Genomic DNA, 12518 nt, shown 5'->3' with positions numbered 1-12518 from the left:
ATGCTGTATCCTTCTATTGATGAAATGATGAACAAAGTCGACAGCAAGTATTCCCTTGTTGTTGCCGCTTCCCGCCGGGCAAGACAGCTTCGTGAAGGTGAGAAAACGGATTTGAGAAATGCCAGATCCCATAAACAGGTTGGCGTTGCACTTGAAGAAATTTATGGTGATCTGCTCGTTGTCATCAAAGGACAGGACGAAGAGGAAGAAGAGTAAGCCGCCTGCGGCTGCTCTTCAACTGCATACGGCGCAAGCCGGATTTATTTGACAACCGCGAGGTTGTTATTTTTTTCTCTATTCATCCTTATAAAGGTCGTATATATCGGGGGGATAACCATGTTGAACGGTAAAAAAATCGTGCTTGGTGTGACTGGCGGCATAGCCGCATACAAGGCGGCTACATTATGCAGCAGGCTGGTGCAAAAAGGAGCGGACGTTCATGTCATTATGACGAATTCCGCGAAACAGTTTATTACCGAATTAACGCTGCAAACCTTGACCCGAAATGTAGTATATAGTGATACATTTGATGAGCGGGAGCCTTCGGTCGTCTCGCATATTCATCTGGCTGATATGGCCGATCTTGTGTTGGTTGCTCCGGCAACAGCCAATGTGATTGCCAAAATGGCACATGGGATGGCAGATGATATGCTCTCAACAACCTTGCTTGCAACCACTGCTCCGGTGATGATTGCGCCAGCGATGAATGTACATATGTATGATCATCCGGCGGTACAGCATAATATGTGCCTGTTAACCGAGCGCGGAACCATGATGATTGAACCGGGTGAAGGTCAACTGGCATGTGGTTATGTGGGTAAAGGACGGTTGGAAGAACCAGAGACGATTGTCGATGTGGTGGAACGTTTTTTTGAACAGCAGGAATCTGTTAAACGGGAACGTAATGAACAGCTTTCTTTGTTGAGCGGGAAGAAGGTTGTGGTCACTGCAGGAGGTACCATAGAACGCATTGATCCGGTAAGGTACATTACCAATGATTCCTCAGGAAAAATGGGTTTTGCCATTGCAGCGGCAGCGCATGATCTGGGGGCAGATGTGACTTTGGTTATGGGGAATACCCAGGTTCAGCCACCGGCGAATGTACAGGTGATCCCGGTGCAGTCAGCGCAGGATATGTATGATGCGGTAGTAAGCCAATGGGATAATGCAGATATCGTGGTTAAGGCCGCAGCTGTTGCGGATTATCGCCCCAAGGAAGTGTACACAGAGAAAATCAAGAAGAAAGGCGATACATTATCGCTTGAACTTATTAAAAATATAGATATTCTTGAAACGCTGGGTAAGCAGAAGAGCCATCAATTTTTGATTGGTTTTGCTGCGGAAACAAATTCATTAGAAATGTATGCACGTGAGAAACTGGAACGGAAAAACTGTGATCTGATCGTAGCCAATGATGTCACCCAGGCGGGTGCCGGATTTGGAACAGATACCAACGCGGTGCACATCTATGACCGTGAAGGTTTGGTGGAAGAGCTTCAGGTGGTGGCCAAGGAAGAGGTGGCCCGCCGGTTGCTTTCGATTGCGGCGGAGCGCATTGCCGGGAGGAATTAATATGGAAATCGCCAAGGTTATTGTCGATGTTCCTGTGAAGGAGACGGACCGGCCGTTTGATTATCTGGTGCCGGAATCCATGCGTGAATGGATTGAGATTGGCAGCAGGGTAGGTGTACCTTTTGGTCATCGGACGGTGCAGGGTTTCGTGATTGATCTGGTACCTCGCACGGGTACGGAGAAATTCAAACTCAAACCGATTCAGGAATTGCTAGATATCGTTCCACCGTTGTCAGAAGATTTGGTTGAATTGGCCGAATGGATGAGTGAACGTTATGCCAGCAACCGCATTTTGTCTTTACAGGTGATGGTACCGACTGCGCTGAAAGGGAAAGCAGAACGGTATATCTCCCTTGGAGATGCGCTGGATGGACAAATGGCAGGTTCGGCGTCAGGCGAAGAAGTTCTTTTTGTGTGGGGAGAAGAGTCGACTTCAGAAAAGGTGCAGCAAGACATTATTCGTTTTGTGAAGAGTCGTGGGCAGGTTCCCTTACAACAACTGAGTCGTAAATACCCCAATCATGCTGTGCTGATCAAGAAGTTGCTGCTCAGTGGTGTCCTGCTGGAAAGTCAGGCGATTAAGGACAAGCTGAATAAAAAAACGATGAAATCCATTGATCTTGCTGTGGATGTAGCGGCTGCGGAAGAGGCATTGAATTCATTCCCGGCAAAGGCACAACGGCAGAAGGAAGTTTTGACTTTCTTGCTGGAAATGAAAGAACTGTTGCCGATGGCGATGAAAGAATTGCTGTCCACACTTCAGGTATCAGCGGCTACAGTCAAAGGTCTGGAGGAGAAAGGACTGGTTGCAACGGAGGACGTCGAAGTCTTTCGTGACCCTTATCAGGGCCGTAAGTTCCGTGCGACCGAGCCATTGAATCTGACCGACGAGCAGCAGCATGTCTATAACAATATTAATGGTCGATTGCAAGAAAGGCGCCATGGCGTCTTTTTGCTTCATGGTGTAACAGGCAGTGGTAAGACGGAAGTATACCTCCAGACCATTCAGCGCTGTATTGAACAGGATCGACAGGCAATTGTGCTTGTACCTGAGATTGCATTGACACCGCAGATGGTTGAGCGTTTTAAAGGACGTTTTGGTGATCAGGTTGCCGTGATGCACAGTCGTCTGTCTGGTGGAGAGCGTTATGATGAGTGGCGCAAAATTCGGGAAGGTCAGGTGAAGGTTGCCATTGGCGCCCGTTCAGCAGTCTTTGCTCCGTTTAGTCGTCTTGGTCTGATCATTATGGACGAGGAGCACGAGACTTCATATAAACAAGAAGAAACCCCGAAATATCATGCCCGTGATGTAGCGGTAAAAAGAGCACAGCAGCATCAGGCGGTCGTTGTCCTGGGCTCAGCGACACCTTCGCTGGAAAGTTACTATGCTGCCCGTTCACAGAGCAATGATGATTTTGCACCACTTTTGTTGGAGATGCCTACCCGCGCACTTGGTAATAAGCTGCCGGAGGTACGGATTGTTGATATGCGCGAAGAGTTGAAGGACGGAAATCGCTCGATGTTCAGCCGTGCCTTGCACAAAGGATTGGAAGAGCGGTTGGAGCGCGGGGAACAGACCGTGCTTCTGCTGAATCGACGTGGCTATTCCACCTTTGTGATGTGCCGCAGTTGTGGATACGTTGCAGGCTGTCCCGAGTGTGATATTTCATTAACCTATCATCAGCGCTCCAATAATCTTCGTTGTCACTATTGTGGATATGCGGAAGCAGCACCAGAAGTGTGCCCGGATTGCGGCAGTGAGCATATTCGATATTTCGGTACAGGTACGCAGCGGGTAGAGGAAGAATTGGCGAAGCTGTTCCCGGGTATTCGCGTCATTCGGATGGACGTGGATACAACGAGCGAAAAAGGTTCGCATGAGAAGTTGTTGAAGCAGTTTCGTGAGAAAAAGGCAGACGTATTGTTGGGTACCCAGATGGTTGCCAAAGGGCTTGATTTTCCTGATGTCACCTTGGTTGGAGTCATCACAGCAGACTCGGCACTTAATTTGCCAGATTTTCGGGCTGCCGAAAAAACATTTCAGCTGCTCACCCAGGTGGCGGGCCGTGCAGGTCGACATCAACTGCCGGGCGAGGTGTTCGTTCAGTCCTATACACCAGAGCACTATTCGATTGGGCATGCGAGCCAGCATGACTATGTTTCGTTTGTCCGGGAGGAATTATTGCATCGGCGCAATTTGCAGTACCCGCCTTACTGTCGCCTGATTTTGGTGACCTTCTCACATGAGCAGCTTCCGGTACTGATCCGGCTGGCTGAGAACTACACACGAATACTGAAAGAAAAGGCAAATGCTGCTGGCTGGTTAGGCAGTTTGGATCGTTTCAGCAATGATGCCTTTGACGTGCTTGGCCCGGTAGCCTCACCAATTCCTCGGATCAAGAATAGATACAGATTCCAATGTATGATAAAATGGCGGGGGGATGTCGACGCCATTGGACTGGCGCTCGCGACGGCCCGGCGCATGGACGACGATGTTCAGGCGCAAAAACTGCAAATTAGTCTGGATGTAGACCCGCAAATGTTAATGTGAGCATTTGTATTAAAATGCGGATGTAAACAAGCGGTATAAACATAGATTAAAAACAACATGAATGATGGCTCGATCTTAAAATCAGTTTTTGATACCTGCTACATAGCAGAAAATCAGTACTATTTTTGAAATGAGCCTGATGTCCTGAAATTATGATGAGGATTAGGAAGGTGCTTACAACATGTCGATTCGTATTATCGTGAAAGAACCGGATGAGGTACTACACAAAAGAGCTAAAGAGGTAACTAAAGTTACACCTAATGTACAGAAACTGCTGGATGATATGGCAGATACAATGTATGACGCTGAAGGCGTAGGTCTGGCTGCACCACAGGTTGGTATTTTGAAACGGCTTATTGTGATCGATTGCGGTGATGAGCAGGGGCTGATCAAGATGATCAATCCGGAGATTATTTCGAGTGAGGGAGAGCAATTTGGACCCGAAGGCTGCTTGAGTATCCCTGGCATTAACGGTGATGTGCGTCGTTTTGAGACGGTTACAGTCAAAGGGCTGGACCGCGAAGGCAAGGAACTGATTATTACGGGCAGCGGGCTGTTGTCACGCGCATTCCAACATGAGATTGACCATTTGGATGGCGTGCTCTTTACGGATATTGCTGAAAAAGTGTACGAAATTGCAGCCGATCAAACTGGGCCGCGTCGTAACTAAGGAGTGATCGATTTGAATATTGTTTTTATGGGAACGCCTGAATTTGCAGTTCCATCTCTCGATATGCTTATTGCCGAGGGATATAACGTGGTTGGGGTAGTGACACAGCCGGATAAACCACAGGGACGTAAAAAGGTGCTTACACCAACACCAGTCAAGGCTGCGGCAGAACGCCACGGCCTGCCTGTATTTCAACCAGTGAAACTGCGTGCTCCAGAAGCTGTAGCCCGATTGGCTGAATGGAAACCGGATCTGATTGTGACTGCGGCTTTTGGGCAGATTCTGCCCAAGGCTGTGCTGGATATGCCTGTTCGTGGTTGTGTGAACGTGCATGGCTCTCTTTTGCCAAAATATCGCGGTGGTGCCCCGATTCAACGCTCCATTATTAATGGAGAGCCAGTGACGGGAGTTACGCTGATGTTTATGGCGGAAGGCTTGGATACGGGAGATATGATCTCACGTGTGGAAGTGGCGATTACGGATGAAGATACATCAGGATCCATGTTTGTAAAGCTCAGCGAAGCGGGTTCCAAATTGCTTCAGGAAGAAATGCCGCGGCTGGTTGCTGGCGAAACAACGGCTGTCCCACAGGATGAAGCCGAGGCTTCGTATGCACGTAATCTGACTCGGGATGACGAGAAGATGGACTGGAATCGCACGTCGCGTGAATTGTTCAATCAGATTCGCGGTCTTGTGCCGTTCTCGGGTGCATTTACGATGTGGGATGATCAGGTCTTCAAGGTCTGGGCAGCAGCAAATCCGAAGCAGGCGGATGTACTCTCGTCTTCGGATGCTGGACAAGCTGAGCCGGGAACGGTGTTACAATTGGGCAAAAACGGGATTGAAGTTCGCACAGGTGACGGTTCTCTCTGGCTTACTGAGGTTCAGCCCGCGGGCAAAAAAGTAATGCAAGCTGCTGACTTTGCCCGTGGTGGTACCCTGAAACCAGGAACGGTGCTGCAATGAGCGGAAATACACCGGGCCGTCCATCAGGAAATGGTCATAAAGTCGCAGGAGATGCATCCGGGCGCGGAGGAAACCAACGTCGTCCGAACACAGGAAAACTGGGTCGTGCAGGAAATTCATCTGCATCCCCATCTTCGGCAAATGGTTCCTCACGTTCCGAACGGCCCAAAACATCTGCTCGTACACTCGCCGTAAAGGTACTGAGCGCCGTTGAGCAAGAAGGAGCTTACAGCAACCTTGAGCTGAACCGGCGTCTGAAAGAGGCCGAGCTAAGTCCGGCAGATGCTGGACTGGCTACAGAATTAGTCTATGGTACGATCGCGAGACGGAATACCCTTGATTATTATCTGGAACGCTATGTAGCCAAAGGTGTATCCAAGCTGCAACCTTGGGTTCGCAGCCTGCTGCGCATCAGCGTGTACCAGATGTTATATCTGGACCGTATTCCAGAACACGCGGTGGTGAGTGAAGCCGTCAATTTGGCTAAGAAATTGGGTCATCAGGGCATCTCCGGTATGGTGAATGGCGTTCTGCGGAACATGATTCGCAATCGTGATGAGCTGCGCATCCCTGAACATCTGCCCGCTGCTGAACGTATCTCACTGGAACATTCTCACCCGCTGTGGATGGTCGAACGCTGGATCAGTCAATATGGCGAAGAGACAGCGGAAGCGATCTGTCGTGCAAATAATGAACCGCCTGCGGTTAGTGTTCGTGTGAACACGACAATGACTACACGTGAGAAACTGATGCAAGAGATGGTGAGCACGGGGGCGATCGTGGAACCTTCCCGACTTAGTCCAGACGGTATTCTCGTTCGTAGTGGTGGCAACATGGCTCTTACGTCCTGGTATCGGGATGGCTTGCTGTCCGTTCAAGATGAAAGTTCCATGCTTGTAGCCGAGGCAGTTGGGCCTGAAGAAGGTCAGACTGTATTGGACTGCTGTGCAGCTCCCGGCGGAAAGACAGCCCATATGGCTGAGAAAATGCAGGACCGTGGACGGATTGTGGCCAATGATGTACATGCTCACAAACGTCAGTTGATCATGGATCAGGCAGATCGTCTGGGACTCAGCTGCATTGATGCTGTGATAGGTGATGCGCTTGATCTGGATGCGCGTTATCCGGAGGCATCGTTTGACCGCATTCTGCTGGATGCGCCATGTTCCGGTCTAGGTGTTATTCGCCGCAAGCCGGATGTCAAATGGACCAAAACTGTGGAAGATATCCACGATATCTCCAATCTGCAACGTGAACTGTTGGATCGGGTTGCACCGCTATTAAAGCCAGGTGGTATTCTGGTGTATAGTACGTGTACAATCGAGCCTGCGGAGAACGAGCATAGAGTTGCTGACTTTTTGGACCGGCATCCGGAATACAAGGCGGCTGAAGAGTCTGCCTGGTCTGGTCTGGAAACAGCCGAGTGGAAGGTTGTGAACGGTGGCGTGCAGATCCTGCCACAGTACGCTCACAGTGACGGATTTTTCATTGCCAGGTTGACAAGGATAGCGGATTAACAGTTTAATAGAGCACTGAAGGATAGCCGCCGAGGGGAACTTCGGCGGATTTCTTTGTGATTAGCCTCAAGGTTTAACATCAGTAAAAAGTGATGATAGGGTGCGATGCAGGCACTGAGGTGTTATAATGCATGAAGTACAGGCATCAAGGGTATACATGGATGTAAAGTGGTCTTTGTGATAGAATAGGAAGAATGAAAAGAAAAGAAGGAATAGGTGTTGACAACAAAATGAAACCTTTTATATATGATTATTCCCTGGAGGAGCTGCAACAGTGGGCTGTTGAGAACGGGGAGCCGGCTTTTCGCGGTGGTCAGATCTTCGACTGGATTTATGTGAAACGTGTGAATGATTTCAGTGAAATGACGAACCTGTCCAAAGCGCTGCGTGAAAAGCTGACTGAACAATTTGAATTCGTTACACTTACTGAAATTACGAAATTTGAATCCAAGGATGGAACTGTGAAATTCCTGTTCGGTCTGCATGATGATCATGCGATCGAAACAGTTATCATGAAGCACAACTATGGTAACAGCATCTGTGTAACAACACAGGTTGGCTGCCGGATTGGTTGCACGTTCTGTGCATCCACGCTGGGCGGACTGAAACGTAACCTTACGGCTGGGGAAATTGTCGCTCAGGTTGTGCAAGCCCAGAAAATTTTGGACGAACGCGGTGAGCGGGTCAGCAGCATCGTAATCATGGGTTCAGGTGAACCTTTTGAGAACTATGAAGCAACAATGACGTTCCTGCGTATCATGATTCACGAAAAAGGGCTGAATATCGGTCAGCGCCATATCACGGTGTCCACAAGTGGAATCGTACCAAACATTTACAAGTTTGCAGATGAAGATACACAGATTAACCTGGCGATCTCCATCCATGCGCCAAATGATGCATTGCGTTCCAAATTGATGCCAGTAAACCGCCGTTTTCCTTTTGAGGATGTAATGGAGTCGTTGCGTTATTACTTGGCGAAAACGGGTCGCAGAATTACGTTTGAGTACGCACTTATCGGTGGTGTGAATGATCAGCCGGAACATGCGGCAGAACTGGCAAGCGTGCTTAAGAACATGCTGTGCCACGTGAACCTGATTCCAGTCAACCATGTACCTGAGCGCAAGTACGTAAGAACATCCAGAAGCGACATTTTCAATTTTCAGAAGATTCTCTCGGAGCAGGGTGTTAATGTAACCATTCGTCGTGAACAGGGACATGATATTGCTGCCGCTTGCGGTCAGCTTCGTGCAAAGCATATGGAGTTGAGGTGAGAACGTTTTGATCAAAACAGTTCATGTGAGCCATATCGGACGGGTGCGTTCGGTGAATGAAGATTCAGCCTGGATTCGAAATCTCGATACAGGTTATATTCTGGGTATTGTTGCCGATGGTATGGGCGGACATCTTGCAGGAGATACTGCGAGCCGCCTGGCGGTAGAGACGTTGGTGCAGGATCTGGGAACGCTTGAGCCGGGTCTTTCACATGCGTCTTTGTCAGCCGCATTGAGCGATGCTATTTTGCATGCCAACGAAGTGATCTTCCGTACTGCCTCCTCGGATGATAATTACCACAACATGGGGACTACCGTGGTTGCGGCATTATTGAATGATACGGAAGGTGTTATTGGTCACATCGGTGACAGCAGAGCATACAAAATTGCAAACAAGAATGTCATCCAGTTGACCGAGGACCATACACTGGTCAATGAATTGTTCAAAAATGGTCAGATCAGCAAAGAAGATGTCTCTCATCATCCGCGTCGCAATGTGCTGACACGTGCACTTGGGACAGACGCGGAAGTGAAGGTGGATCTGGATACCGTCAAATTGGAAGAAGGCGAAGTTCTTCTCCTGTGCAGTGACGGGCTTAGTAATCTGGTCAGCAATGAGCAGATCATTCAGGTCGCAGGTAATCTGGAACTGGCATTGGAAGATCGTGCGGATCGCTTGCTTCAGCTGGCTTTGCTTGCTGGAGGAGATGACAATATCACGGTGGCATTATTCGAACTGCAAAAGGAAGGTTCCGTGATATCGGAAACGGGGTGTGAGTCATGATTGGGCACCAGCTAGGCGGACGCTATGAAGTGATCGAGCGTGTCGGCGGTGGCGGCATGGCTCTTGTGTATAAGGCCCAGGACCTGTTGCTCAACCGGAACGTTGCCATCAAAGTGTTACGGCAGCAATTTGTTCATGACGAAGAGTTTATCCGCCGTTTCCGCAGAGAAGCACAATCAGCAGCTTCGCTGTCACATCCTAACGTAGTTAGTGTTTATGATGTAGGGCAGGAAGATGACGTTCATTATATTGTCATGGAATATGTTGAAGGCAAAAACCTGAATGAAATTATTAAAGAACGGGCGCCTCTGCAGGTGGACGAGGCCGTTCGAATCGCCTCCCAGATTGCAGATGCTCTCGATCATGCACATCATAATCAGATCATTCATCGGGATATCAAACCCCATAATATATTGATTGGTCGTAATGGCCGTGTGAAAGTAACGGATTTCGGGATTGCCCGTGCGGTTACGTCCACAACGATTACTCAGACCGGCTCAGTGGTCGGTTCCGTACATTACTTCTCACCTGAGCATGCCAAAGGCATCGTGACTGGCGAGAAGTCGGACTTATATTCTCTTGGTATAGTACTCTATCAAATGCTGACTGGGCAGCTTCCGTTCCTGGGAGAGAGTCCAATTAGCGTTGCTTTGAAGCATTTGCAGGAAGAGTTTGATGAACCGCGCAAATTCAATCCGCTTATCCCGCAAAGCGTGGAGAACGTTATTCTGAAATCCATGCGCAAAAATCCGCAGGAGCGTTACCAATCCGCTAAAGAAATGCAGACGGATCTGGAAACCTGCCTGATGCCGGAAAGACGTAATGAAACGAAGATTAATTTTCCGGATGAGGATGATATCGATCAGACCCGTGTTATGCCGGCGATCAAGCCGGAGCCGCGTGGAGTTACATCCACAGGTGCTATACCCGTGATGGAGTCTGACCAAGATAACAACAATGGCAAACCCAAAACAAAGAACTGGAAGAAGCCAGCGCTGCTGATCTCGTTGACCGTGCTTATTCTTATCGCGATGGTTGGAGTTGTGTGGTACGTGAAAGGCATGCTTGTTGTGCCAGATGTGAAGGTGCCCAATGTTGTGAGTCAGACCGAAGAAAAGGCACGTCAAATGTTGCAAGACAACGGGCTTGTTGTCAGTGATAATGTCATACGGGAGTACAAGGAAGGCGTTGATCCGGGTATTGTGTTCGATCAGAGCAGGAATGAAGGCGATATCGTCAAAGAAGGCTCTGAGGTCCAGCTGAGTGTTGGGGCGGAAAAAGCACTGTCCAAGATGATTGATCTCAAAGATCTGTCATACGATGAGGCGGTCAAACAACTCACCGAACTGGATATCAAAGAGGATCAGATTCAGCGTAAGGAAGAATTTTCAAATGATAAATCTGCGGGTATGGTTCTGTCCCAAACTCCTGGAGTGAATGAAGAATACGATCCAGCAGAGGTTCAGATTGTTCTGACTGTGAGCAAAGGATCCGAAACGATAAAAATGCCTGACTTGAAAAATCTCACACGAAGCGAGGCCGAGAAAAAGCTCCAATCCGCTGGGTTAATCCTTGCTCAAGTTCAGGAAGAGTCGAGCTACACTGTAGATAAAGGCAAAGTGACACAGCAATGGCCTGTGGAAGCCGGTGCAGACGTGAATCCTGGTGACAAAATTACCATTTTCATTAGTACTGGATATCCGCCAGAGGCATTGAACTACGCCTATAACATTAACGTTTCGCCAAAAGAAATAGGAAAGAGCAGCAAAATTCGAATTACTTTCGAAGATGCTCGTGGCAAAAGTCAAGAATGGGGGACCCGGACAATCAAGTCTGCTCAAACGCTGACAATTCCGCTTATTCTGGCTCCAAACGTCGACGGTGTTGTCTCTGTCTACCGGGATGGCCAATTCTTGGATACGTATCTGGTGTCCTATAGTGATGCCAAAAACGGAACGGTAGTTATGCCTACCATTGAGCCTGAGAAGGGTGCAGATCCCCCTCCAACAACGGAGGAGCCTGAACAAGGCGGTGGTGGTGATGATGAAGGCACCGTGGATACGAATCAGGAAGGTGAACCGGATACACCTGTTGAGGGTGAAGGGGAAAATGGCGAGGCAGATACTTCTGCGATGAAGAACGGAAATGGTCTCGCCAAGGGAAAAGATAAGAAAAAGGAAGTCGTTAACGCATCAAGCCGTCCATAAGGGCGGCTTATTGCCGACGTTCAGGGTAAATGTACTGTAAATTAAAGGAGGGCGACGGAGCTATGCCAGAAGGTATCATCGTTAAAGCGCTAAGCGGCTACTATTATGTCATGCCACTGGAAGACAGCGGGGTGCCTTCGGTTGAAGGCTCCGCCGTTCAATGCCGGGCCAGAGGTATCTTCAGAAAACGGGGTACTTCACCACTTGTGGGTGACCGAGTTAGCTATATGCTGACAGAGAACGGGGAAGGAACAGTAGATGAGATTCGCAAACGTGAGACGGAGTTAATTCGTCCACCTGTTGCCAATGTAAGTCTGGCTGTTCTGTTATTTTCCGTTAAGGAACCGGACATGAATCTCAATCTGTTGGACAAATTCCTGGTACATATCGAACAAGCTGGACTGGATGCACTGATTGTGCTCACGAAGCAGGACCTAGCTGATCCAGAAAACGATGCCCGTGATACAGTGGCTGAAGTAAAAGCTATGTATGAGCGAATTGGATATGAAGTTATCTCTACCAGTTCACGAACCGGTGAAGGCAATGAACTGCTCAAGGAGCGTCTTGCCGGCAAGATTAGCGTATTCTCCGGGCAATCCGGTGTAGGTAAATCTTCGATGCTGAATGCCTTGATGCCAGGTCTAACTCTGGAGACCAGTGCAATCAGCATGCGCCTTGGCCGAGGGAAACACACCACCAGGCACGTGGAGCTCATACCGCTGGATAATGGTGGATTTGTCGCCGATACGCCGGGATTCAGCCAACTGGACTTCCTGGAGATTGGTGTGGAGGAGTTATCCACTTGTTTCCGGGAGTTCGCTCAATATGCCGATCAGTGTAAGTTTCGAGGCTGTACCCATACGCACGAACCAGGTTGCCGGGTGCTTGCAGCCAAGGCGGAGGGAATGATTTCCGAAAGCCGTTATAAGCATTACGAACAATTCCTTACAGAAATGAAAGACAAAAAGCGGAGGTATTAA

The 12518-nt window shown here is 48.9% G+C and carries 10 protein-coding genes; all 10 read left to right on the top strand.

The window, feature by feature from the left end:
• Positions 1-216, top strand: coding sequence for a DNA-directed RNA polymerase subunit omega (rpoZ, locus tag BLS14_RS11450; protein ID WP_024631120.1), 216 nt, complete (start codon positions 1-3; stop codon positions 214-216).
• 120 nt (positions 217-336) lie between these two features.
• A complete protein-coding gene (gene coaBC, locus BLS14_RS11445; protein WP_090810754.1) occupies positions 337-1572 on the top strand; it encodes a bifunctional phosphopantothenoylcysteine decarboxylase/phosphopantothenate--cysteine ligase CoaBC in 1236 nt (411 codons plus the stop codon).
• Position 1573: 1 nt separating this feature from the next.
• A complete protein-coding gene (gene priA, locus BLS14_RS11440; protein WP_090951614.1) occupies positions 1574-4123 on the top strand; it encodes a primosomal protein N' in 2550 nt (849 codons plus the stop codon).
• A 181-nt stretch (positions 4124-4304) separates the two neighbouring features.
• Positions 4305-4793, top strand: a complete 489-nt coding sequence (gene def / locus BLS14_RS11435) for a peptide deformylase (protein WP_024631117.1) — start codon at positions 4305-4307, stop codon at positions 4791-4793.
• Between the two features lie 12 nt (positions 4794-4805).
• The gene (gene fmt / locus BLS14_RS11430) at positions 4806-5759 is read left to right on the top strand and encodes a methionyl-tRNA formyltransferase (protein ID WP_063565603.1); all 954 of its coding nucleotides are present in this window, start codon (positions 4806-4808) and stop codon (positions 5757-5759) included.
• Entirely contained in the window at positions 5756-7276 is a 1521-nt protein-coding gene (rsmB, locus tag BLS14_RS11425) for a 16S rRNA (cytosine(967)-C(5))-methyltransferase RsmB (protein ID WP_090951611.1), read from the top strand. The genes fmt and rsmB overlap by 4 nt, the downstream gene beginning before the upstream one ends.
• Before the next feature lie 230 nt (positions 7277-7506).
• Positions 7507-8547 carry a dual-specificity RNA methyltransferase RlmN gene (gene rlmN / locus BLS14_RS11420; RefSeq protein ID WP_063565754.1) on the top strand — a complete coding sequence of 347 codons (1041 nt, stop codon included), beginning with the start codon at positions 7507-7509 and terminating at the stop codon, positions 8545-8547.
• 7 nt (positions 8548-8554) lie between these two features.
• Positions 8555-9331, top strand: a complete 777-nt coding sequence (locus BLS14_RS11415) for a Stp1/IreP family PP2C-type Ser/Thr phosphatase (RefSeq protein ID WP_064636613.1) — start codon at positions 8555-8557, stop codon at positions 9329-9331.
• Positions 9328-11538 carry a Stk1 family PASTA domain-containing Ser/Thr kinase gene (gene pknB, locus BLS14_RS11410; RefSeq protein ID WP_090951608.1) on the top strand — a complete coding sequence of 737 codons (2211 nt, stop codon included), beginning with the start codon at positions 9328-9330 and terminating at the stop codon, positions 11536-11538. Before BLS14_RS11415 ends, pknB begins: the two co-directional genes overlap by 4 nt.
• A 62-nt stretch (positions 11539-11600) precedes the next feature.
• A complete protein-coding gene (gene rsgA / locus BLS14_RS11405) occupies positions 11601-12518 on the top strand; it encodes a ribosome small subunit-dependent GTPase A (RefSeq protein ID WP_072735348.1) in 918 nt (305 codons plus the stop codon).

The sequence above is a fragment of the Paenibacillus sp. OK060 genome (genome assembly GCF_900101205.1).
Classification (GTDB): domain Bacteria; phylum Bacillota; class Bacilli; order Paenibacillales; family Paenibacillaceae; genus Paenibacillus; species Paenibacillus marchantiae.
This window is presented reverse-complemented; position numbering and strand designations above follow the sequence as displayed.